We start from the raw sequence: 24,562 nt of genomic DNA, 5'->3' as shown, positions 1-24,562 counted from the left end.
CTTATTCTTATATAAATTATACCTTACTTTAATAATTAATTGAGGAAATTCTAAAGAATAAAAGATTATTAACGATAAGTTAATATATTATTTCAAATAAATTCTTGCTAATAATATTTTATACAATGTAAAATTCATTTTTAATACCTTAAGATAAAACTTTTTACGGAAAATAGCAAACTTATTGAAAAGTAAGGACGCAAAGCCATAGGGCCTTACGAGAGTATGGTAGCCTAGCCACCAAATTAAGAGGAGTGATTTATTATGTTTAAAAACAATATGAAAAAAAGTATTACAATATTAATAATGTTAATTTCCTTATCAACAACTAGTCCATTTCTAAATACTACGAATGCATTAGGTGTTACAACTTCTGCTAGTATATCTGAGTCAACAAGTAATCCTACTATAATAGATGTTACAACTTATAAATTGGATATAACAGGTGTAACCGATACCTCAATCCAGTTTCAACAAATGATAGATTCACTACCAAGTGGAAGTACAATACAATTACCAACAGGTACGTATAAATTGTCGAATGTTGTTAAGTTAAAGGATAATTTACATATTATCGCCTCTAATGATGTTATAATTAAGGGGACTGGTTATAACACTTTATTCTCCACAGGTAATGCTAATAGTTTCGAGGGTATAGAATTTCAAAATTGTGCAACTGCTTTAAGTGTTTTTCAGAAAACTGGATTTAATATTACAAACTGCAGATTTACAAATAACATTAATTATGCTGCAATTAATTTCTATGGAAGTCACGGTTCATCGATTTCAAATTCATATTTCTACAACATACACAAATATGGAATTTTAATTGATAGTGATAGTTCTGATATTAAAATCGATAACAATAATTTTGATAACCCTTTAGTTTTTGATGGCTATAACGTAGAACAGATAAGTGGGCATGTTTATTGTCTAAATGGAACTAGAATTTTGGTGACAAATAATATTATAAAAAATAGCGGTGGGCAAGGTATTATATTTGGTTATAATTCAACAACTGGAAAAGGTACAACAAGTTCCGTCGCATTTAATAATCGCTGCATAGGTAATGGTCAAGAAGGCATTACTACATATGGCGGAACAAAGAAGGTTTCTAATGGAAACTCTATTGTTAGTAATACATCTATAAATAACAGATTTAATCAAATTGAAGTATGGCAATCTGATAATAATACTGTTCAAGGCAATACAGTAGAAGAATCAATATTTGGTCGTGGAAGTTTAGGATCTATTTGCCTTTTTGGTACGACTGGAACAACTGTTACGGATAACAATATATTATCGTCTCAAAGTAATGGGATAGCAATAATTGCGGGTAGCTTAAATTGCAACGTATCAAACAATTTTATAGCTGATACAAATAGGCAAAATTTTGTTAAAACCCCTGAGAAAGGTAACGGAATATTACTTGATTGGAACGGAGTAGCTGATCCACAATATATAACAATCGCTAATAATACAATTAGCTCAAGTAATGGAATTATTGCTAAAAGTGGTATTTACTCAACTTCCAATACTAATCATCATAACAAAATAAATAGCAACATAATAACAGGTTACCAATATGGAGTTCACTGGTATGCCCTAGCAACTTGTGAAAAATAAATTGACATTATAACCTCCCCACCGACATAAGAGGAGTGAATTGATATCTTAAATAATAACATAAGAAAAAGTATAGCTGTTACCATAATATTAACTGCTTTATTAAATGGTACTTCCTTTGTAACTACTACAAAAGCTGACACTGTGACGGCTAATTCAACTAATGGTCCTGCAACAATAGATGCTCAAAAATATAATTTGGATAAAACGGGAATATCAGATACCTCTGCTTCATTTCAAAAAATGATAGATTCGTATCCAAAAGGTAGTACAATTAATTTACCAAAGGGTATATATAAGATATCTGACATTGTTAATTTGAAAGATGGGATGAGTTTGATTGCAAGTAGTGACGTTGTAATAGAGGGCACTGGTAAAAACACTTTATTCGCTACAGGTAATGATAACACTTTTAAGGGTATAGAGTTTCAAAATTGCTCTATTGCTTTAAGGGTGTTATATGTAAAAGGAGTTAATATAACAAACTGCAGATTCACAAATAATATTAATTATGCAGCAATCGATATTTATGGAAGTAGTGATTGCACTATTACTACTTCATATTTCTATAATATAAACAAATATGGAATTAAAATAGATAACAATAGTTCTAATATTACTATATATAAAAATTATTTTGATAACCCTAATGTTTTTGGTGGATATAAGACCTCGCAGATAGGTGGTCATGTTTACTGCTTAAGTGGTAACAAAATCACTGTTGAGAACAATATTTTGAAAAATAGCGGTGGCCAAGGCATAATATTCGGTTACAGTTCAACCTTAGGTAAAGGTACAACTAACTGCATAGCACGTAATAATAATTGTACCGGTAATGGTCAAGAAGGTATCACAATTTATGGAGGCATTAAGAAACTCTCAAGTGGAAATTCTATTATAGGCAATACCTCTAAAAATAACAGATATAATCAAATAGAAGTATGGCAATCTGATAATAATACTGTGAGTGGAAATACAGTTGAAGAATCAATAGCTGGGCGCGGTAATCTAGGCGCAATATGTCTGTTTACTACGACTAGAACAACTGTTACTGGGAATACAATACTCTCTGCTCAAAATAATGGTATAGATATAACTGCTGGAAGTTTATATAACACTATAACAGATAATAATATAGCAAATACAAACTTAAACAATAATATTACTGCTCCTGAAAAAGGTAATGCAATATTGCTTGACTCAGCTGGAATATCACAGCCACAATATACAACAATCAGAAATAATAAAATTAGCTCAAGTATAGGCATTATTCCTAAGAGTGGTATCTATTCAACTTCTAATAGTAATAAGTATAACAAAATAGATAGTAACTCTATAACAGGTTACAAATCTGGATTTCATTCTTATGCAAAAATGACTTGTGGAATGTAACAACCTCTCCTTAGGATCTACTAAACAAAGGATAAAAGCTATAATATTTGTAGACTTTATCCTTTGTTTTTATTTATAATTCACTCCGAAATATTGGATTGAATTACTCCTCTGCGACTGGGCATACTAATATTCAGCAAAATTACTAATATGAAAATAAAGGGTGGATATATGAAATTTTTTAAAAATAAAACAGTCATAGTTATTATAGTAGTCTTTTTTGCATTTGTTATAGGTACATTTGTAGTAATTAACAAAACAAAAGATCTTTCACTTCATAACATCAATAAGAATGATATAAAAAAATACTCATTAGACATAACCGGAGCCACGGACACCACGGCAGCATTTCAAAAAATGATAAATTCATATCCAAGCGGAAGTACAATAAAGTTACCAGAAGGCAAATATAGTGTTCACGGTAGTGTAAAACTTCCAGATGGAATAAAATTAATTTCAAAAAATAAAGCAGTTTTTATTGGTACTGGCAAAAACACTTTATTTTTTGCAGGAAATAATAACAGTTTTCAGGGCATAGAGTTTCAAAATTGCTCTACCGCAATAAACGTTGATTTTAAAAAAGGACTAAATGTAACTGAATGTAAATTTACGAACAAAATTGATTATGTTGCATTAAATATATCTGCAAGTAGCAACTGTAATATTACAAATTCTTATTTCGATGATATTCGTAAATATGGGATTAAAATAGATAACGATAGTTCTAATATTACAATCGATAAGAATAATTTTGAAAACGACAAAGTTTTTGGTGGTTATAAAAAGGAACAAATAAGTGGCCATATTTACTGCTTAAACGGGAACAAAATCTCCGTGACAAACAATGTGTTAAAAAATAGTGGCGGTCAAGGAGTGATATTTGGTTTTAACTCAACAACTGGAAAAGGTACGGCAAACTCTGTAGCAAGTGGTAATACGTGCATCGGTAATGGTCAGGAAGGCCTCACTATTTATGGTGGAGACAAGAAAGTTACAAGTGGAAATTCTCTTATAGGAAATATTTCCAAAAACAATAGATTTAACCAAATAGAGGTATGGCAAACTAAAGATAACCTTGTTAAAAACAATACAGTAGAAGAGTCCATCAAAGGTGTTGGCAATCTAGGAGCAATATGTCTGTATGAAACATCAAATACAACTGCTACTGGAAACAAAGTGTTATCTGCACAAAAGAATGGTATCGATATAACTGCTGGAAGCTCTAATAACATTGTATCTAATAATATTATAAATAATACAAATGGCGAAAATGATAATAAAGCTCCAGAGAAAGGTAATGGGATATTACTTGACTCGAATGGAAAAGATCAGCCTCAACATATAACAATTAAGGATAATAAGATTAGCTCAAGTAATGGAATAATATCTAAGAGTGGTATCTATTCAACTTCTAATACAAATCAGCACAACACAATATATAACAATACAATAAAAGGTTACAAAATTGGACTTCATGAGTATGCTAAAATGACTGTTGGTAAATAAAACAATTTCTCATCCATGACTTGCAATATAAGCTCAAAACATGAAATTGCATTAAGGAATTCTAATCTTTTGCGAATATAAAATTCTCTAACTCTCACACTCGACGTCCTGTCTCGGGTTCGCTAGACTGGACCTCTGGGTAGTTCTCTGGGGCACATAACAATTATTAATTGTTATGCAACCTGTCAGTCTTACGAGAATTTTATATTGGCAAAACAAGAATTCTAAATTCAATTTCAATGTTTTCTCACTTTTTATTGCAAGTCATTCCCGGAGAAATCCATTTTATTAAACCTTTATGCTAAGATGCATCTAAAAAAGATGATGGATAAAAAAAAATAGAATAGATATAAATAATCCTTACAAAAAAAGTTTTTCAGCCGGTAGGCTGCATATGTAGTAAATATATTTAATTAATTTAACAAAACTACTGCATAAATATTTATATGCGATGTTATGTTAAAAAAATTAATGCATAAGAAAAGAGATAATCTATGAGATTATCTCTTTTCCTTTGTCCAAATTATCTTCTAATTCTATCTTATCAGGTGTCCACCTGCTTAGTATTAATCCATATATAATCCAATTTAATGGGTTTGTAAAATAACCGCCGTAAATCTGATATAAGAAACTAAATAACAGAAGGTTTGCGAGTAACATATTTTTTTTGATACCTACATTAATCGTGAGTAATGTGAGTAATAAAACTAAATATGCTACTGCAAATATACCTCCCTCTGCAATAAAATACGGATATGAAGCTGCTACTACTGCTGTCATTCCAGTAGATTTAAAGATTTTCCTTGTATTATCGGTATTAAGATTTCCAAAGCCTACTCCGATGCCTTCTGTCTTAGTTATTGCTGTAGATGTGAATTCCTGAGTAACATTTACTCTGTAACTGTTGGAAGAATCTTTTCCATTTAACGTATCCACTGTCCTCATATACATTGACGATTTCGTTACTACGAACAATATTGTTATTATGGTAAAGACCATTATTAATCCATATCCAACTAAAATGTTTTTAAAATTCAGTTTTGTTATAATTATAATAAATGATATGAATATTATGGTGGAAAATAACATTACTGATGATCCGTAAGCTCCAGATAATGCTAATAGAGCTAAACAATCTATCATATAGATTATATATTTAGCTTGCACCTTATGAGTTTTTTCTTTAATAATTAAATACATTAATATAAGGATTATTATAGATAAGTGAAAACCTAGCTCACTAGGCTCTATGTAAAATAAATTTAGTCTTACAAGATTATATTTATTTATAGTATCATGAAGCCTCCATAAATAATCATTTTGTTTTAGAACAATCGCTACAGGTGTAAGTATTAAGTAGATTCTACAAATATAATCAATAAACTTTTTAATCTTAAAGTCATGAATTTTTCTTGATACCAAAATCATTAAAGAAATGCATATTGTAATTTTAGAAATATTAACCAAAAGTTTTTGCATTTCTACATTTTGTATTACCATTCCTTGAATGATCCCATAAATCACAATCGGTAAAGCACATATTATTAAGAGTGAAATATCTCTCTTTTTTTTTAATATAACAAAGACAATACCGAGCATCCCCAATGCATAAAACAGATCTAAATTACCGGTTAATGTTTTACTAACAAAAGGTAAATTGGCAAACATCTGATGAAAGCAATACAATAATGCCATTAATATTTCCATTTATTTCTCCTATTCTTTAATCAGACCTGAGTACAATTCCATTATATCCGATGCATGTTTTTCCATTGTATAAATACTTGCTAGATTTAGTATATTATTATTAATATACGATAGTTTTTCTCTATCCTCTATTATAGCTCCTAAATTTTTATATAATTCATCCTCGGCGGCTTTTATTACTATGCCAGTAGTTCCGGATTTTATCATATCTTTAAACCCTACAAGATCAGTTAAAATTACAGGTACAGCATAAGAGAATGCCTCAAGTGCTATATATCCAAATGTCTCATACCAGATGCTTGGAACTATCAATACATCTGTATTCTTAAATAATTCCTCGAGATCAGAATAAACATATGTACCCTTTATATTTACTTTTCCCATAAACTCATCTATATTTATATTTACATTTTTTCCATAGACATTCAAATTCCATTCGCTAATATTATTTTTCAGTAGTTGTCTAAGCACATCTAATAGAAAATATAACCCTTTATACTTCTCTATCGATCCAATATATGTTATTTTTAATGGTTCTTTACTATTACTTTGTTTTTTTATTCTATTATCCTTTATATTTGAATGAGAAATATTAAGAACTCTACTATTTACATTGTTTATATATCTCTCATATGTATTCTTTGCTACACTGCTATTATAATGAATAAAATCGATATTATTAAGTATATCAATAGAATTTTTTCTAAACTTAACATATCCACTAGCCGAAGGATTATTTTTATTGTTTTTTTCTTCATTTATAAGTTCAGTTTCAGTTAATTCATGATTTTTTTTAATAATTAATTTCTGCTTATAAGCTCTTAGCTTTTTTATAATCCTACTATTCTTTAAATATCTATAAGTTCTTGACTGCATAAAGAATACCAATGAACTACTGTAGCCATTTCTATTGCATGTTATGCAGTTCTCTCCATTATGATATTCCTCGCATATTTCCCCTTGCAAATCAATAAGATTGACTTTAGGGCATATTCCAAAATAATCATGAGAAGTAAATATGGTTTTTATATTTAATTTCTTTGCAGCTGCTACAAGTTCTTTATCTAAGCCCATCAATGTATGAATATGCAAAATCTTTACCTTTGACTCTTTTAAGAAATCTATATATACATTTATATCCCTATTTTTAAAATATGTCTCTGGACTTGGTATTCCGCTAAGTAGTGGAATACCAATTGGGTTTAGTATTTCATATACTTTAACACCCTTAAATGACTTATTCTCATCAATTCGTAATTTTTTATCAATCGTGAAATGACCAGGATATAATAATGTAACGTTATTACCACCTGCAACTTGTTTTAACATAAGATCTACAGAATATTTAGTTAACCCTCCAGTCCGTAGTGGAGGTAATCCAAGAGAATAATGCAATATTTTAATAAGTCGACGCCTCCTTAAACTTATAAAAAAAGCTCTTCGTAATCATGAACAATCTTGTCCCAAGAATAAGAATCTTTTATTCTATTCTTAGCTCTTGTAGACATCGCTAAAATTTCATTTTCTGTTAATTTTTCTGCTTTGCTTATTAATGAAGCTAAATTGCCATCTTCATCACTAAAATACATAGCTCCATTTTCCCCAACTTCTTTATTAAAATTAACATCTAAAAGCAGATTAATATCCGTACTCGCTAAGGCTTCAAGAAGTGAAGGATTAGTTCCTCCCACTGAATGTCCATGAATATATGCAAATGCTTCTTCTCTTATTTTTTTTAGAAGTTCATTATCATAAACAGTTCCTACAAATTTTATTCGCGTGTCGCTAGTAAAGTTTGTGGCCTTTAGTAATCTTTCATAAAATTTATTTTTCTCGACATTTGTAATTATAACAAGATCCTTATCAACATCCGATTTCATAAACTCTCTTATCATAGTCTCATAACTGTTCTCGGGTACAAACCTACCAACAATTAAGTAATATTCTTTCCTTTTTATTAAAAAACCGTCAAGAAAGCTTGTTATAAAATCATCCTTCTCGATTAGCTTAGATCTTTCAATTTCCGCTCCATAAGCTATAAATGTAGTATTAGGCTTGTACATATCATAATCTGTATTTATGTAATCCTCTATACCCCTTGAATCACATATTAGTAAATCTGCATGTTTTACCATCAATTTTTCAGAAAACTTCCAATAATTCCTCACAGGCATACTCCATTTACTACGTTTCCATTCATGTCCATCAGGATTTATATAAAGCTTTATTCCCAAATCCTTGAGTTGTTTCTTGTAAAATGATATAAATGGACCAATGCGACACGCAAGAATAAGAACAATTGAATTAGACAATTTCTTTTCCTTAATATACTTTATTGATTTGCTTAAAGCTTGCAAATCATAAAGTACTGCTTTCGCACTACCTATGTCTTTTACATTAACATTAAAACATCTTGCTTTATTATAATAAAACTCTTCTTCCTTAACATTTAGACAAGCCACATGATACATGATATCCTGCTTTTTTTTATAAAGAGTTAATTTATCTACAAAGGTCTCGAATCCACCATAATTAGATGGTATTCCTTTAGAACCTATAATGAATACATCTGTCATTTGTTTACACCTCTATTTTTATTTTATAAAATTATCTTTAGTCCGTTTCATTTAGGAATACACCTATAATATTAGCATGCACTTTTTGAAGAATTTCTTTAGCCTTATGGGCAGATTTTCTTTCTGTTTTCCCTGATTTAACAACAAGAACACATCCATCAGTATATCTTGATAAAACCTCAGCATCAGCGCCTATTGTGATCGGAGGTGTATCAATAATGATATAATCATAATCTTCCTTTAATAAAGTTATAAATTCATTAAATCTAGCTGATACAAAAAGTTCCGCATAATTTAATGTTACTGTACCAGAAGTCAGTATAGATAAATTCTTTATCTTCGTAGTCTTAACTACTTTTTCAAGCGATACATCTCCGGATAGATAATTCACAAGGCCTTTATCGTTTGTTAAATCAAACATGTTATGTATATTTGGCTTTTTCAGATCACAATCAACAAGTATAGTTTTTTTACCACTTTTTGCAAGCGACAGTGAAAGATATGCTGTTGTAGTTGACCTACCGTCGCTACTGCCAGAACTTGCTATCATAATAACCTTTTTTTTACTGTCCGCGTTTATGAGCTGAATATTCGCTTTTAATTCGTTAAATGCTTTTGAATTAATTGAGTCTAAATTAAGATACTCTCCATATTTTGTTTCTCCCATTAAATCCATCTCCCTTCTAATTTATATTAAATGTGCGATTTATTTCTTTTTGGTAAATTTCCGAGAATATGTAGACCCAAATATTTCTCTACATCATCTTTGGTCCTGATCTTTTCATCAAAGAACCCTATAAATGTCACAATAAATATCGAAAGGAACAATCCAAGTAAAAATGCTAATGTTACGTTCATAGATTTAAATTTATTGTTTATAAGATCGCTCTGACCTGAATTCTCCATTATTTTCATGCTCTGTGAAGGATATATTCTTTTTACTTCTTTTGAATAGGAGGTAATAACGGCATTTGCTATAGCTAAAGACTGCTTTTGTGATTCTCCACTAGCCGTAATTGTAAGTATCGGAGCATCCGCTGATACAGTAACATCATAACTCTTTCGCAGCTTCAAATCTGACACAGAACCTTTTAATAATAAGCTAGCGTTCTTTGATATAGTACTAGAGTTTGCGATTTGCTCAAATGTAGGGATTAAACTTTTCGCATTAACTATATCTTCTTTATTTCCTATTACAACGCTTGTTATTGTTTGATACATTGGCTTAGAACTTTTCATAGAATAATAACTGAATAAAGCCGCTGTTAATGTTGCTAAAATTGTTACAAGCAATATAATCCATTTCCCTCTTTTTAGAACATTTATAAATTCTTTATATCCTTTTGTGGTTTCATAATTCATTTTAATACCTCCATGGTAATTGTTCTTTTATGATATTTCTTATTAATTTTAAAGCTATATACCTTTTATATTGTTGTATACCAATTTGATCTTTACTAAAAACAATATCAATTCAACATTTCTTGATTTCATAGATTTAATAAGTAATTTATGGAATTTACCAATCACCTTGGAATCATCCAAATTCTTTCTAACTTCTTCATTATCTAATAAATTTAATATTTCTTGGCTTTTACTTTTTAAAGTTGATTTTTGCTCTATTTTACTTTCCAAATTTAAAAAACTTTTAGAGTAAGTTATCTTATAAAAATACTCAATTATACGATAAGTAAAATGAGTTGCTTGGTACTCCCTAGCATCCTTGCTATATTTACCCCATTCTTTAAGTTTACCTACGATAGTATCATTTTCGCTCCTTACAATATCCAAATAATTATCACAGTATTTAAGCCATACTGGATTTGCATTTTCAATTCTATAATTATATAAAGCTTCTGAAATGACTATGCATTTGTCTATGTGCTGATAATAATTAGCATTAAATATTGTGTCTTCACCACGTTTATAATTCTCAAATTTCAAATTGTATTTTTTTATGATCTCAGATTTGTAAATTTTATTCCACAGAGTATCTCCAATTTCTTCTTCTCTAAGTAAAATATAATTTGACAAAATTTCATCTTTTGTCTTAAAATTATGCTTCTTTGGTAATACAGTAGTTTTTCTGATAATTTCTCCATTTTTATCTACAAAAACATTGGTTTGACCTGATATAACTAGATCCACATCATTATTTTTTATATTTTCATACATTTTTTCAAATAAATTGTTCTCATACCAATCGTCACAATCTAAAAATATAATATATTTACCAATAGATTCATCTATTCCTCTATTTCTAGCGGCCCAGGTTCCTCCATTTTCTTTGCTAATTAATTTAATCCTAGAATCAATCTTTGCATATTCTTTGCACATTTCCTTACTGTTATCAGTAGATCCATCATCTATTATTATTAATTCAAAATCTTTAAATGTTTGATTTATTATCATCTCTAAACACTCTTTGATATACTTTGCTCCATTATAAATTGGAACTATAATACTTATCTTCACCATACTAACACTCCTTAATAATGACCTTCAGTGCTTTTAATCATAACCTTTAATTATACAAAATTCTATTGGTAATAATAGCAATGTTTTTTACTTCATAACATTTTTAATCTTGTACAATAGAGGGAAAATAAGGCCATACGTTTTTGTTTTTATAAGCAATATATTAATTTTTTCTTTAAATGTTAGCTTACTATTCCTTATTATTTCTGAAATTTGTAAATTATCTACCTCTTTTGATACTATATCTTTAAACTCAAAGTAATATTTCTTATCTCCAGTTTCAGAGCTTTGTATAAAGTATTTATTATGTATAGCCCATAGTGTTTTTATCAAATAAACTTTATAATAATCGATTAACTCACCATAAATAAGAGGGTTATTTGTTATAAAATCTCTCATTATATAACATCCATCTATCATATCTTTCATTGATTTAATTGAAAATGTTCTTGTAAGTGATAACTCCCTTTGCCTATAATAATAAAGTGGTTCTATCATTGAATAAATCTTATTTGCATTTGCAAGTAATAAAAATCCAACTGGAGTATCCTCACATACTACAAAATCCGGAAATGAAATTTTATTTTCAAAAAAGAGTTCTCTTTTATGCAGCTTATTCCAAACATAACCCTTGATATCATTTAACAAAAACATCTTAAGGGCCTCACCTTTATCTAAAAAACCTTCTTTATCAATTCCTTCTATTTTCTTATAATTAGAATCTTCCGTATCTTGTCCTTCTTTATACAATATGTAATTACAAATAACTATGTCAACATTTGCACGAGTAGCGGCTTTATACATTTTATCAAACATATCAAGCTCTACAAAGTCATCACTATCAACAAATGCTATGTATTCACCCCTTGCTGCTTTGAGCCCAGCATTTCGAGTTTCACTAATACCACTATTCTTTTGATTTATAACAACTAGTTCAGGGAATTTCTCTTTATATTCTTTAATTATTTCATAACAATTATCTGTAGAGCCATCATTTATTACAATAATCTCTTTATTATCAATAGTTTGATTAATAATACTATCTAAACATTTTGGCAAAAATTCCTCTACATTGTAAACAGGTATTATAATGCTGACATCAACTCTATCCAAAAAACATTCCCCCTAGTTAACCTTCTTTATATACATTAGTTTTTTAACTTTATGAAAAGTGATATCCTTAAGTAAAATTCGTAAATATTTTGACCGTATACAGCTTTTAATGATTAAATAAATTCTATAAATTTCATTTTTCTTCTTATATAGTTTTGATTTAGTAAGCCCTTCTAATGCTAGACTATATCTTTTTTCTTGGTTTATATTAATTTTTATGTTTTTTAAATCTTCTACTGTCTCATTTTCATGCCCGTGTTTAACCCTATCTTTATACATCTTAACAACATGTTTTGAATATAAAAGCTGTTGAAGAGAATTACTTTTGGATATTCCACTCTTGCGAATCCTATATCTAACTAAAAACTCATTAGTATTCCCAAGCTTACATCCATTAGTTATAAGTCTTAATAGGAAGTCATAATCCTCTGCGCATGTAATTTCTCTATAACCTTTGTTTTTATCTATACATTCTTTTCTAAAAAACCAGGTTGGATGATTAATGAAATCTACATTTACAAGACAACTCTTTATTAATTTCATATCCTCTGGCATAATTTCATCTCTATATAATTCTTTGCCATCCTCATCTATATTAATACACCTAGCACCCATAAAATCCACATCCGGATGACAGCTTAAATATTCCATTTGTTTATCAATTCTACTCACTAGTGATATATCATCCGCATCCATTCTTGCTATAAAATCACCTTTAACATAAGTCAAAGCTTTATTTAAGCTCCTAACTAATCCAATGTTTTTTTCATTTTTAAAGAATCGTATTCTAGCATCTTTTTTATTATAAAATTTAATTATATTCTCTAACTTCTTATTATCCGGATTGTCTAAAATAATAATAAATTCTAAACTTCTATAACTTTGATTTAAGATTGATTCTATTGCTTCCATTAACCATTTTTCTTTTTCGTTATACACACTCATAATTACAGACACTAATTGCTGTTTATTAAATTCCATTAAAACACCTCATTAAATATTTTGTCTAAAACTCCTAGTGATTTAAATTTATTGTTTAATCCGACCTTTGTTCAGGACTGATATGAAGATCTTCTTCTCATATTTATTAAATCCCATAATCCAAAAAACTATGAAATATATTATTGTGAATAGAATACCAAACATCAGGATTGAAATATACGATGTCAAACTAAATAGGGACAAAGCTAAGAATCCTAAACCAAATGTTATGGTTGTTGGAATTACTAATTTTAATATGTTCATCCAAAAATATTTTATATCTAGCTTTATAACAAATTTATAATATATATTGTTTGCTACTGCATTTATGATCATACCTATTGCTGTACCAATTGCACATCCAAGTCCTTGATATTTTTGAACTAGTACTATTGATAAAAGTATATTTATGATAGCAATAGATAAGTATATGTATGCCTTCACTCTATGTTTATTCATCGCTTCTAGCATTGTCGCAAAAAGTGATTGGATAATTGAAAATATTTGAGGAAACATTAGTATTATTGCAATGACATAACAGAATGAATACCCCTCGCCAACCCAACGCACAATAAATTGTTTCCCTACTAAAACAAAACCTACAAAAATATAACTACATATGTAATATTGAATTCTACCTATTTTTGTTAATAATCTCATTAGATCATTTCTATTTTCCTCGACTGTTACCATCTTTGTAAGCTTTGGCAAAAACATACTTGATAAAACATTAGACAATGATAAAAAATATGTATTAAATTGTGATGAAACTGCGTATATAGCAATCGGTGCTGCTCCAACAAAAATTGCCAGTATTAGTTGATCTGAGTTCCAATATATTTGATATGCTATTGCACTAAGGAAGACGAAAAATGAGTAATTAAATATCTCGGCAAATAGTGCTTTATCAAATCCGGCAAATTTTATTTTTAATTTTAATATCTTAAAACAATATATAACATTAACTAGGCCAAGCAAGATATTAAAAACCGTTGATCCTATAACCATTCCAAATGCTCTAGACCCAAATAACAATACAGTTATCATAATGGCAGGGTTCAAAATTGTTCTTAATAGATTGATTATTTTTATATACACAAATTTTTCATGTGCCGTTATTATTGAATTAAATATACTTAAAGGAAATGATAATGATATGTTAACTATAGCAACCATAAACATTTGCTTTGTTCTATTGATTTCATCAAGGCTTAAACTCTTACTCATGATTTTTCCTAAGTTGAAATAAATTATTACTCCGACGATCATGGATATCAAACCCAAAATCAGGTACAATGATAAAAACATTCCGTTTACTTTTTTTCGTCCATCCTCATTTTTCTCTACCATATATTTAGAATTATATCTAATAACGGCATTTCCAAATCCTAAATCTAGAAGATAAATATAAGCTACTATTGAATTTACTAAAGAAAATAATCCATATTCAGCTTTTCCAAGTTTGCTTAACATAAACGGTGTATACATCAATGAAATTACATTTCCAATTATTATAGTTATATATGTTATAATTACAGCTTTTTTCATACCGTTTTTCAAATCTTACCTTCACCTCTGCTTCATTACTTCTAATATTTTTTCATAATTCTTCATAGCGAATGAATTATCATACTCTTTAATTTCTATCCTTTTAAGTTCCTTTATTAAACCAGGAATCTCCTCTACATCATTTACAAATTTGATATAATTCAAATCTTTAAGCCACGCGTAAGTATCTTTAACTTTGTGATTGTAATTTGCGATAACAATACAAGGTGTTGATGTAATTGCACAAAACACCAATCCATGTAACCTATCAGTGATAACTACTTGAACTCCTTTAAACTGGTTCCATTTTGCTTTCAATCTTTTCTCTCTTTGATTTAGATTAATCATATATTGCAAAATTTTATCTTCATGCGTCGTAAAGACATCCACAGTATCTGTAATAATTATCTTATCAAAATTACTTTGAGCCTCGCTTCGAATATCATCCTTTTGCTGTGAAGATAAGACACCTTCTTTATCTTGTCTAAGACTTAATAAAACACCTTTTCGCTCAAGTTTTGGATAAGTCTCATTTAAATATAAAACAATATCTGGAGTTAAAATCACCTTACTATTTACAAATGTTTCTTTCATTATGTTATAAGATGTTTCTTCTCTTGCAACCATAATTAAATTTTTATGTTCATTATAGATTGTTTTAGTTTTACTAAGTTCTGTTTTACCAATAACCGTTTCCTTAAAATATATCGATTGTGGGAATAAAATAATCTTATTATCTTTAAATTCAGAAATAATTTTGCGTCTTCCCTCTTCTTCCCAGATATATTCATCGCCTAAGTTTCCGCCACCCTGTAGAACAAAAATATCATCCTTTTTAACATTCTTTTTTAAATTTTTTATATGCTTAATTATGTCCGCTGTAACTATTTCTATAATTATAAAATCCTTAAAATTATCCTTTAATATTTTCTCTTCTGCATATGCAATAGCATGATCGCCCAAATTACCATGATTCGGTGTCCCTATGATAAAAATTCGTTTTTGCTTGGTCTTTGCTTCATATAAATGTTTTGTTTCTTTATATCCCTTACCTTTTAACTTAATATATTTTATTTTATTTAAAACTCTTGGTGAAATAATTGGTTTTAGTAAATTTATCATTTTTGTCTTGTTTAACTTATGCTTTGGATAAATGGTAGTATAGAAATTAGGGTAATTAGATATAAACATTAAGGACAGTTTTTGTTTTATTCCCATTTCATCACTATTTCTTAGGATAGAATAGTTTTGTTTTAATTTATCTATAATTTCATTTATTTGAATAACATAATCATCCTTGCCATAATCAAGTAACAACATATCATTTAAACAAAACTGTAATCTGTTAAATAACTGCTTGTCACACATGTCCCCAAGTAGTGGCTCTAGACTTTTTATATATTCTAAACACTTGATATTAGCCAGGCAATAATCATATCTTTTACTAGCAGTGTTGCTGCCACAGATACTGTCGCCCCTTAGCAAATAATAATATTTGGGGCTTTTTATATCCACAATTTTATTTGATTTTGAAAATAATTTATATGTAGTAAATATATCCTCATAATACTTTCCTTCTGGGTATCTAATATCATCAAATAATTCTTTCTTATAAAGCTTGTCCCATGCAAAGTTTTTCATGCCGCTATACTCATCAAGAACTAGTTCTGACAACGCTTCACGTCTTGTAACCACCTCGGCCTTTTCACTATCTGAGATTGTTGTTATTTTATCTGCCTCTACAATATATCTACCACAAACTGAAATATCAGCCTTATGAGAAGTCAAAGCATTATATAATGATTCATACATATCGCTTTCTATCCAATCATCACTATCAATAAATCCTAGATAGTCACCACTTGCAATATCTATTCCAGCATTTCTTGCAGAACTTAATCCGCCATTTTTTTTATGTATTACTTTTATCCTTTTATCTTTTGATCTATACTCATCGCAAATGTCTCCACAATTATCGGGAGATCCATCATCAACAAGTATAATTTCAAGATTTTCATATGATTGCCCTAATATACTATCAACACAGTTTCTTATATAAACCTCGACATTGTAAATTGGTACTATAATTGAAATCAAGGGGTTGTTCATTAAATCATCTCCTATCTCTTTAAGTTATTCATCACTTTCAGTGCTGTATTCATCACCTATGGTGCTGTTAAAATGAAATACTAACGACATAAAATGTCATTAGAATCTCACATTTGTAGCTTTTAATCCTTGTGCTTTTTTATCTTTCTCTGAAAGTAGTACTTCCTCTATACCAGCTACTGGCCACTCCACTGCTATGTCCGAATCATTCCAGGTTATTGAACCTTCAAATTCAGGATGATATAAATTAGTACATTTATATACAAAAGTTGCCTCATCTGATGTTACAAGGAATCCATGAGCAAACCCTTCTGGTACATAAAACTGCCTTTTATTCTCTCCGCTCAGCATTACGCCAAACCATTTACCATAAGTTTGGGAGTTTCCCCTTAAATCCACAGCTACATCAAATACTTCACCGCTTAAAACTCTAACTAGTTTTCCTTGAGAATACTCCCTTTGAAAATGTAATCCCCTAAGTACTCCCTTTTTAGATTTAGACTCGTTATCTTGAACAAATACCATGTCGAGACCTGCTTCTTTAAACTCATCATAGTTATATGTCTCCATAAAATATCCTCTGTTATCTCCAAAAACTGTAGGTTCTATTATATATAAATCTTTTATTTCCGTATTTATAAACTTAAATTTTCCCATTATATTTCTTATACTCCTTTGTACATCTTTTTGTAGTATTTTTGATATTCCCCAGTCGTAACATTTTCCATCCATTTTTTATTATCAAGATACCACTGAATTGTCTTTTTTATTCCTACTTCAAAGGTAGTTTCAGGATGCCATCCTAGTTCGTCCTTTATTTTTGTCGGATCTATTCCATATCTTCTATCATGACCTAATCTATCTTCAACATGTTTAATCAAATCCCGTGTTATTCCCTTATCCACATTTTCATTTAAATAAGAAATAATACTATTGACTATTAATATGTTTGTTTTCTCATTATGGCCACCAATATTATAAACTTCTCCAAGGCGTCCACTCTCTATTACCATATCTATTGCTTTGCAATGATCTTCTACATATAACCAATCCCTAATATTTAAGCCATCTCCATATACCGGCAAATCTTCGTGGTTTAAACAATTGTTTATTAAAAGAGGTATAAGTTTCTCTGGAAATTGGTATGCTCCATAATTATTTGAACATCTAGTTATGTTAACTGGCATTTTATAAGTATCAGAGTATGCCTTTACCATTAAGTCACTGGCAGCTTTTGATGAAGCGTAAGGACTATGTGAATCTATTGGTGTTGTTTCTACAAAATACCCAGTATCGCCAAGCGAACCATATACCTCATCCGTTGAAACCTGAAGGAATTTTGCACCATTCTTAAACCCATTAGGGGTTTCCCATGCAATTTTTGCATTGTTTAGAAGGTTTACTGTTCCAAGTACATTTGTTTGAACAAATATCTCAGGGTCTTTTATACTTCTATCCACATGCGATTCTGCTGCAAAGTTAACAACATAGTCAAAATCATATTCTTTAAATAACTTCCCTACTAATTCCTTATCACATACATCGCCTTGAATAAAAGTATAATTTGTTCTGCCTTCGACCTCTTTAAGATTTTCCAAATTTCCTGCATAAGTTAGCTTGTCTAAATTTACTATTTTAATATCCTTTGAATATTTCTTTAACATATAATGAACGAAATTTGATCCTATAAATCCTGCTCCACCTGTTACTAAGTAAGTTTTCATATTATTTTCCTCCAAATTTTATCCTTGTTATATATTATTTATTTTATTTGCTCAATATTAGCTAATTCTTTTAACGCTGCTATATTTGTTTTTTTATATTCCATAGCAATATCCATTAAATAATTTCCATATCCAGTTTTTAAAAGTGGTAAAGCTAGCGCTTTTAGTTTTTTCATAGTTATCCAACCTTTTCTATAAGAAATCTCTTCTAGGCAAGATATATATGTTCCTTGAGTACTCTGAACTGCTTCTACAAAATTTGAAGCCTTAAGCATTGAGGCATGTGTTCCTGTATCAAGCCAAGCAAGTCCTCGTCCAAGTAAGTTTACCTTAAGCTTTTGCTCCTCCATATACATTCTATTTAAATCGGTAATTTCAAGTTCTCCTCGCACCGATGGTTTTAATCTTTTAACTTTTTCTACAACCGTATTATCATAAAAATATAGTCCCGGAATAGCATATTTAGATTTGGGATTTTCAGGTTTTTCTTCAAGTGAAAGTACATTTCCAGCTTCATCAAACTCAACAACTCCAAATGAAGTTGGATCATTAACATAATATCCAAAAATGATAGCACCCTCATCAAGAGTCGCAGCCTTATTAAGACTTTGAGAAAAACTCTGTCCCCAAAATATATTATCCCCGAGAATCATAGCTACTTTATCATCACCAATGAAGTCTTCCCCGATTATAAATGCTTCGGCTAGTCCATTAGGCTCTTCTTGAACTGCATACTCTATTTTAAGACCCAATTTACTGCCATCATTAAATAACTCCTTAAACCCAGGTAAATCCCTTGGCGTCGAAATTATAAGTATTTCTCTTATCCCAGCAAGCATTAAAACGGATAAGGGATAATAAATCATTGGTTTATCATATATTGGCACCATTTGTTTTGATACTGCTTGTGTAACAGGGTAAAGCCTTGTACCCGATCCCCCAGCTAATATAATACCTTTCATAATTATATTCCCTCCTTTTTTAGTTTATTAAGTTCAAAAAACACTCCTTAATTTTAAAAACTCTAAACTTATAATTTAGAGTTAACCTTACCTTGCACCCTCATCTCCAAACAAAACTCCTACTGTCTTAAATATAAGGATTATATCTATCCATGTATTTCTCTCTTCTATGTATTCAACGTCCATTTCCATCCACTCTTCAAAACTAATATCACTTCTACCTCTAACCTGCCAATAACAAGTTAAGCCTGGTTTTGCAATTAACCTTCGTTTTTGAAAAGATGTAAACTGTACTACTTCCTTAGGCAAACTTGGTCTTGGTCCAACCAATGACATTTCCCCTTTTAATATATTAAAAAGTTGTGGAAGTTCATCTATACTTGTTTTACGTACAAACTTACCAACCTTGGTTATTCTAGGATCATCTTTCATCTTAAACATAGGTCCTGACATCTCGTTTTCATTTTTAAGTTTCCCTAAAAGACATTCTGCATCAGAACACATAGACCTAAATTTATACATCATAAATTTTTTCCCATCTCGTCCAACTCTGCTTTGAGCAAAAAATACAGGCCCCTTTGAATCAATCTTAATCCATATAGCAACAATAATCATCACAGGACTTATTAATATAACTCCGCTTAAAGATCCAATAACGTCAATTATTCTTTTTATTATAAAATATCCTAGGCTTTTCTTGTATTCGCAAGTTTCCTCTACCTCTGTAACTTCTGAACTTCTTTGTGGTTGTTGCATCTATACATCCCCCTTTTTAAAGAATATTAAACTTTCCACAACGTATCCTATGTACCATTGCTATTTTTCACTCATTACTTCTTCATATAAAGCATTAAATTTATCATTGTTTTTTAAACTCTGAAGATATCTCATAAAGGGAACTTTTAATGCATCTCTTTTTAAAGCGAATTCAACTGTAGCTTCTAGAAAACCTAATTTATCTCCCACATCATATCTACGTCCTTCAAACACATATGCATACATATCTTGCTGGGATATTAATGTCTTTAGAGCATCAGTTAACTGAATTTCTCCGCCCTTGCCAGGTAATGTATTATCTAATATGTCAAATATATCTGGTGTTATTATGTATCTGCCAAGTATAGCTACATTTGACGGTGCAACATCTACTCCAGGTTTTTCAACAAGGTTATTTACTTTGTACACCCTATCAGTAACTTGAACTCCATCAACTATTCCATATTTATCTACATTTTTCTTTTCTACCTTTTGTACTCCTAAAATTGATACATTTTTTTCTTCAAAACAATCCATAAGTTGTTTTAAACATGGTGTTTTAGCATCGACTATATCATCACCAAGCATTACAGCAAAAGGTTCATTACCTACAAATGCCCTTGCACAATTTATAGCATGTCCAAGTCCTTTTGGTTCTTTTTGTCTTATAAAATGTATATCCACCAAATTTGATATCTCTCTAACCTGTTTAAGAAGGCCATCTTTATGTTTATTTTCAAGTTCAAGCTCTAGTTCTACCGATTTATCAAAGTGATCCTCAATAGACTTTTTGTTTCTTCCTGTAATAATTAATATTTCTTCTATTCCTGACGCAACTGCTTCCTCAATAATATATTGCATTGTAGGCTTATCAACTATAGGTAACATTTCTTTAGGTAATGCCTTCGTTGCTGGCAAAAACCTTGTTCCAAGTCCTGCTGCTGGTATAATAGCTTTTCTTACTTTCATTTAAATTTCTCCTTTGTTTTGTAAATTATTTTGTAATCATACTTATATTTTTCCTTAATTATTTACATTTTTAAAACTATTTTGAATTTTTATACTTAATTTAATAAAATGTAATTTTATCTCAATTCATTTTTGAAAATAAAAATCCATCCAAAATATAAACATGACCAATTTATCCTTATACGTTTATCAAATTAATGTTACATTACATTATATTTTCTAATCTTATATGTGATAATCAATGGTCATCATATATATTTATCTCTGTAATTAATATTTCAATCAAATAAAAAATTGTCTTAATCACTGAATTGATTATACCATAATACTACAAAATGTGTGTTAATTTTTTATTAAGTTTGTGAATATTCGACATAAATCTTTCTTTTTATTTAGTCTTAAATATTCATTTTCCCACATATATCAATTTAACTCAAATTGATGCAATAAATCGAGTTAATATTATTTATACCTTAAGACCACACTTGCATGTTCTAAGTATTGTGTTCCCATGATGAACATCTCATTTTCACAAAAAAAAATCAGAAGCATTTCTACTTCTGATTTTGATCATTTTTCTTTACAACTCATGTAATAAATATTAAATTTCCAGTTGATATTGTAAACAAAATAATTTAATACTTCTTACACTTAGGTTTTTGTTTACCCTCTTTTTCGAATGCTAACAGTGCATTAACTTCTCCACCCAATAATATTATTATAGAAGTTATATAAAGCCATAACATAAGCACTATAACTGCTCCTATTCCACCATATAGGATGGAGTAATTATTGAAATTATTTACATAATATGCGAAACCCAAAGAAGCCACAAGCCAACACAAAGTACTAATTACAGCTCCAGGAATTACCTCTTTCCAGGTTAATCTTCTACAAGGAGTAAAATGATATAACGCTGCAAAGGTAATTCCCATTCCACCTACAGATACTAGATATCTTATGATATCCCAATTTAATATAAAATCACTTGATAGATTTAAACTATGTGCAATAGTTCTTCCTATCATTTGTCCAAATACCACCAATGCTACTGAAGCAACAATTGCAAAAGCAAGGCTTACCATAAATAATACAGATATAACTATAGTCTTCCAATAGGGTCTTGTTTCTTCCTCATCATAAGCTTTATTTAGCCCCTTAATTATAGCCCTAAAGCCACTAGAGCCTGACCAAACTATACCTACTATACTTAGTGACACTAAATGACTAGTACTTGAACTCGACGCATTTTTAATAGTAGTGTAAATTAAATTAACAGTACTCTCTGGCATTATTTGTTGTACATATATAAGAATATCTGTACTTTTTAAATCACTATAACTAATCATTGTAAGAAGCAACAATAAAAAAGGAAAAAATGATAAAAGTAAATCATAAGCAAGCTGACCTGCCAAAGCAGTAATATCATCATCTATAATTCTACAGAAAAGTTCTTTTGATTTTTTAAACATATAGCACCCCTTCGTTTTGTTGTATTTTAAATAAGTTCATCTACTATTTTAAGTATCATACGGTACTATTCTAGGCAACATATGAAGGTTCACCATGTAGTTCGTTTGCAAGGCATGCTAGAGCTTTAGATACCTGTGCGCATTTTATCCTTACTCTGATATAATATGTATTATAGAAAGATATTATTAGTAAAGATATTTTAATCAATAAAAAGGAGGTATAATATGAAATTAGCACTAGCTCAATTAGATATAGCCTTTGAAGATAAGTCTACCAATAAAGAAACGACAAAGCAATTTATAAAACAGGCAATTTCTGAAAATGTGGATATGATTTTCTTCCCAGAAATGACTTTAACAGGTTTTTCTATGAATCCTTCTTATATAGGAGAGGATAATAGTGAAACTATTGAATTTTTCAAGGAAATGAGTACTAAATACAACCTCTCTATAGGTTTTGGATATGTAGAAGGCACATCACACTCCAAAAACAAATACAAAGTAGTGGCACCTCAAGGCAATGAACTTGTAGATTACGCTAAAATTCATCCCTTCTCTTATGGAAATGAAACTGAATTTTATGAAAGTGGAAATGAAATAAAGCATTTTAATGCTTTTAATTTCAATATAACTCCTTTCATCTGCTACGATTTGCGATTTCCAGAAATATTCCAGCTAGCATCAAAAACAGCTACCTTAATTACTATTGCAGCTAACTGGCCCAACGAGCGTCGAGAACATTGGATTACTTTGCTAAAAGCAAGAGCCATAGAAAATCAATGTTACATTGCTGGTATAAACCGAGTTGGTGAAAGCAATGGATTAACCTACAGTGGCGATTCCATGATTGTAGATCCACTAGGAAACATAATAGGTAGCTTATATAATGAGGAAGGTTTAGTTATAGCTGATATCAATCAAGATGATGTACTCGTAGTTCGAGAAAAATTCAGATTTAAAGATGATAGAAAAGAAGAATTGTATTATAAACTATATAATAAGTAACCTGTGAAGGTTCGGCATGTAGGTCCTTTGGATAGTAAAGCATTCGTTAACAGAATCTAATAAAAGTAGCCATATTTTTAGCATAAGAAACTTGTCATAAATTAACACTATAAATTGTTATTAATGAACCCTCCCAGCTACGTCAAAGTTTTAATTTTTTGAATCTTATAGTAGTAAAATAATAAATTTCTTAATGGAATTTGTTATTTATATTTTTAATTTAATACACAGGCGAGAAATTTTTCTGTTACTATTTTAATATATTTTGAGATAATTAAATGTTTATCCACAAAATCAAGAAAGTTATCCTCTTTTAGTGGATAACTTTATATGTTTCTTCAATAAATAAGCCATATTATGATAATAATACAATATTTATGAAATTATATTTAATTTTATAGAAAAGTTATCCACAGGCATAAATCTATCTTACTAAACTTAATTCTGTAATATTTTTCTTCTTTTCATTCATTATTACTTTAAGACTTACTTTTGTTTTATAATATACAGTAATTCAAATAATCCTATATTACGATGTCGCAACTCATTATAACCTCAAAACATTAAAAGTTCAAGGTGAAATTGCAAAAAATTTAACATACTTATAACATCACAGTTTTCTGTAAATTTTTGTCTTT

Annotated in this window: 20 protein-coding genes and 1 riboswitch; of the genes, 4 read left to right on the top strand and 16 right to left on the bottom strand. The window is 29.5% G+C overall.

The features are described from left to right. The first annotated feature begins 164 nt into the window (after positions 1-164). A riboswitch (cyclic di-GMP riboswitch) is annotated at positions 165-245 on the top strand. Between the two features lie 19 nt (positions 246-264). The 3 genes from LL038_RS21315 to LL038_RS21305 all read left to right on the top strand — a co-directional run bounded on the left by LL038_RS21315 (position 265) and on the right by LL038_RS21305 (position 4,524). Then, positions 265-1,626 carry a right-handed parallel beta-helix repeat-containing protein gene (locus tag LL038_RS21315; RefSeq protein ID WP_216123032.1) on the top strand — a complete coding sequence of 454 codons (1,362 nt, stop codon included), beginning with the start codon at positions 265-267 and terminating at the stop codon, positions 1,624-1,626. Positions 1,627-1,770: 144 nt separating this feature from the next. Then, entirely contained in the window at positions 1,771-3,018 is a 1,248-nt protein-coding gene (locus tag LL038_RS21310; RefSeq protein ID WP_216123034.1) for a right-handed parallel beta-helix repeat-containing protein, read from the top strand. Between the two features lie 171 nt (positions 3,019-3,189). Beyond that, the gene (locus LL038_RS21305; protein WP_216123035.1) at positions 3,190-4,524 is read left to right on the top strand and encodes a right-handed parallel beta-helix repeat-containing protein; all 1,335 of its coding nucleotides are present in this window, start codon (positions 3,190-3,192) and stop codon (positions 4,522-4,524) included. Positions 4,525-5,016: 492 nt separating this feature from the next. Here the strand turns inward: LL038_RS21305 and LL038_RS21300 are convergent, their stop codons facing one another. From LL038_RS21300 to LL038_RS21225, 16 genes are all read right to left on the bottom strand, one after another. Continuing rightward, a complete protein-coding gene (locus LL038_RS21300) occupies positions 5,017-6,231 on the bottom strand; it encodes a hypothetical protein (RefSeq protein WP_216123041.1) in 1,215 nt (404 codons plus the stop codon). Between the two features lie 9 nt (positions 6,232-6,240). After that, complete coding sequence (locus LL038_RS21295; protein ID WP_216123043.1) at positions 6,241-7,560, bottom strand: glycosyltransferase; 1,320 nt, start codon at positions 7,558-7,560, stop codon at positions 6,241-6,243. Between the two features lie 95 nt (positions 7,561-7,655). Next, a complete protein-coding gene (gene cps2T / locus LL038_RS21290) occupies positions 7,656-8,807 on the bottom strand; it encodes a beta 1-4 rhamnosyltransferase Cps2T (RefSeq protein ID WP_216123045.1) in 1,152 nt (383 codons plus the stop codon). 37 nt (positions 8,808-8,844) lie between these two features. Beyond that, positions 8,845-9,474 (bottom strand): CpsD/CapB family tyrosine-protein kinase, encoded by a 630-nt coding sequence (locus tag LL038_RS21285; protein WP_216123047.1) that lies wholly within the window; start codon positions 9,472-9,474, stop codon positions 8,845-8,847. A gap of 26 nt (positions 9,475-9,500) precedes the next feature. Beyond that, complete coding sequence (locus LL038_RS21280; protein ID WP_216123048.1) at positions 9,501-10,169, bottom strand: YveK family protein; 669 nt, start codon at positions 10,167-10,169, stop codon at positions 9,501-9,503. A gap of 54 nt (positions 10,170-10,223) precedes the next feature. Then, positions 10,224-11,285: a glycosyltransferase family 2 protein gene (locus LL038_RS21275; RefSeq protein ID WP_216123050.1), complete on the bottom strand. Its 1,062-nt coding sequence runs from the start codon at positions 11,283-11,285 to the stop codon at positions 10,224-10,226. A gap of 87 nt (positions 11,286-11,372) precedes the next feature. Then, positions 11,373-12,398: a glycosyltransferase gene (locus LL038_RS21270; RefSeq protein ID WP_216123056.1), complete on the bottom strand. Its 1,026-nt coding sequence runs from the start codon at positions 12,396-12,398 to the stop codon at positions 11,373-11,375. 12 nt (positions 12,399-12,410) lie between these two features. Continuing rightward, positions 12,411-13,379: a glycosyltransferase gene (locus LL038_RS21265; RefSeq protein WP_216123058.1), complete on the bottom strand. Its 969-nt coding sequence runs from the start codon at positions 13,377-13,379 to the stop codon at positions 12,411-12,413. 48 nt (positions 13,380-13,427) lie between these two features. Further along, entirely contained in the window at positions 13,428-14,939 is a 1,512-nt protein-coding gene (locus tag LL038_RS21260) for an oligosaccharide flippase family protein (protein WP_216123060.1), read from the bottom strand. Positions 14,940-14,948: 9 nt separating this feature from the next. After that, the gene (locus tag LL038_RS21255; protein WP_216123061.1) at positions 14,949-17,036 is read right to left on the bottom strand and encodes a glycosyltransferase; all 2,088 of its coding nucleotides are present in this window, start codon (positions 17,034-17,036) and stop codon (positions 14,949-14,951) included. 99 nt (positions 17,037-17,135) lie between these two features. Next, a complete protein-coding gene (rfbC, locus tag LL038_RS21250) occupies positions 17,136-17,693 on the bottom strand; it encodes a dTDP-4-dehydrorhamnose 3,5-epimerase (protein WP_216123063.1) in 558 nt (185 codons plus the stop codon). 8 nt (positions 17,694-17,701) lie between these two features. Further along, positions 17,702-18,760, bottom strand: coding sequence for a dTDP-glucose 4,6-dehydratase (gene rfbB / locus LL038_RS21245; protein ID WP_216123065.1), 1,059 nt, complete (start codon positions 18,758-18,760; stop codon positions 17,702-17,704). Positions 18,761-18,798: 38 nt separating this feature from the next. After that, positions 18,799-19,722, bottom strand: coding sequence for a glucose-1-phosphate thymidylyltransferase RfbA (gene rfbA, locus LL038_RS21240; RefSeq protein WP_216123071.1), 924 nt, complete (start codon positions 19,720-19,722; stop codon positions 18,799-18,801). A gap of 87 nt (positions 19,723-19,809) precedes the next feature. Beyond that, entirely contained in the window at positions 19,810-20,478 is a 669-nt protein-coding gene (locus LL038_RS21235) for a sugar transferase (RefSeq protein ID WP_216123081.1), read from the bottom strand. A gap of 60 nt (positions 20,479-20,538) precedes the next feature. Then, positions 20,539-21,447 (bottom strand): UTP--glucose-1-phosphate uridylyltransferase GalU, encoded by a 909-nt coding sequence (gene galU / locus LL038_RS21230; protein ID WP_216123084.1) that lies wholly within the window; start codon positions 21,445-21,447, stop codon positions 20,539-20,541. A gap of 635 nt (positions 21,448-22,082) precedes the next feature. Beyond that, a complete protein-coding gene (locus tag LL038_RS21225; RefSeq protein WP_216123097.1) occupies positions 22,083-22,919 on the bottom strand; it encodes a YihY/virulence factor BrkB family protein in 837 nt (278 codons plus the stop codon). 225 nt (positions 22,920-23,144) lie between these two features. Between LL038_RS21225 and LL038_RS21220 the strand changes: the two genes are divergently transcribed. Then, positions 23,145-23,924 (top strand): nitrilase-related carbon-nitrogen hydrolase, encoded by a 780-nt coding sequence (locus LL038_RS21220; RefSeq protein ID WP_216123099.1) that lies wholly within the window; start codon positions 23,145-23,147, stop codon positions 23,922-23,924. Positions 23,925-24,562: the final 638 nt, after the last annotated feature.

It is taken from the genome of Clostridium estertheticum (assembly GCF_026650985.1).
GTDB classification, from domain to species: domain Bacteria; phylum Bacillota; class Clostridia; order Clostridiales; family Clostridiaceae; genus Clostridium_AD; species Clostridium_AD estertheticum_C.
Note: the sequence above shows the minus strand (reverse complement) of the source record. Positions and strands in the feature narration are given on the sequence as shown.

Coding starts and splice junctions, on each gene's coding strand:
- LL038_RS21315 (WP_216123032.1), top strand. CDS start 265: ATGTTTAAAAACAATATGAAAAAAAGTATTACAATATTAATAATGTTA.
- LL038_RS21305 (WP_216123035.1), top strand. CDS start 3,190: ATGAAATTTTTTAAAAATAAAACAGTCATAGTTATTATAGTAGTCTTT.
- LL038_RS21300 (WP_216123041.1), bottom strand. CDS start 6,231: ATGGAAATATTAATGGCATTATTGTATTGCTTTCATCAGATGTTTGCC.
- LL038_RS21295 (WP_216123043.1), bottom strand. CDS start 7,560: ATGTTAAAACAAGTTGCAGGTGGTAATAACGTTACATTATTATATCCT.
- cps2T (WP_216123045.1), bottom strand. CDS start 8,807: ATGACAGATGTATTCATTATAGGTTCTAAAGGAATACCATCTAATTAT.
- LL038_RS21285 (WP_216123047.1), bottom strand. CDS start 9,474: ATGGGAGAAACAAAATATGGAGAGTATCTTAATTTAGACTCAATTAAT.
- LL038_RS21280 (WP_216123048.1), bottom strand. CDS start 10,169: ATGAATTATGAAACCACAAAAGGATATAAAGAATTTATAAATGTTCTA.
- LL038_RS21275 (WP_216123050.1), bottom strand. CDS start 11,285: ATGGTGAAGATAAGTATTATAGTTCCAATTTATAATGGAGCAAAGTAT.
- LL038_RS21265 (WP_216123058.1), bottom strand. CDS start 13,379: ATGGAATTTAATAAACAGCAATTAGTGTCTGTAATTATGAGTGTGTAT.
- LL038_RS21255 (WP_216123061.1), bottom strand. CDS start 17,036: ATGAACAACCCCTTGATTTCAATTATAGTACCAATTTACAATGTCGAG.
- rfbC (WP_216123063.1), bottom strand. CDS start 17,693: ATGGGAAAATTTAAGTTTATAAATACGGAAATAAAAGATTTATATATA.
- rfbB (WP_216123065.1), bottom strand. CDS start 18,760: ATGAAAACTTACTTAGTAACAGGTGGAGCAGGATTTATAGGATCAAAT.
- rfbA (WP_216123071.1), bottom strand. CDS start 19,722: ATGAAAGGTATTATATTAGCTGGGGGATCGGGTACAAGGCTTTACCCT.
- LL038_RS21235 (WP_216123081.1), bottom strand. CDS start 20,478: ATGCAACAACCACAAAGAAGTTCAGAAGTTACAGAGGTAGAGGAAACT.
- galU (WP_216123084.1), bottom strand. CDS start 21,447: ATGAAAGTAAGAAAAGCTATTATACCAGCAGCAGGACTTGGAACAAGG.
- LL038_RS21225 (WP_216123097.1), bottom strand. CDS start 22,919: ATGTTTAAAAAATCAAAAGAACTTTTCTGTAGAATTATAGATGATGAT.
- LL038_RS21220 (WP_216123099.1), top strand. CDS start 23,145: ATGAAATTAGCACTAGCTCAATTAGATATAGCCTTTGAAGATAAGTCT.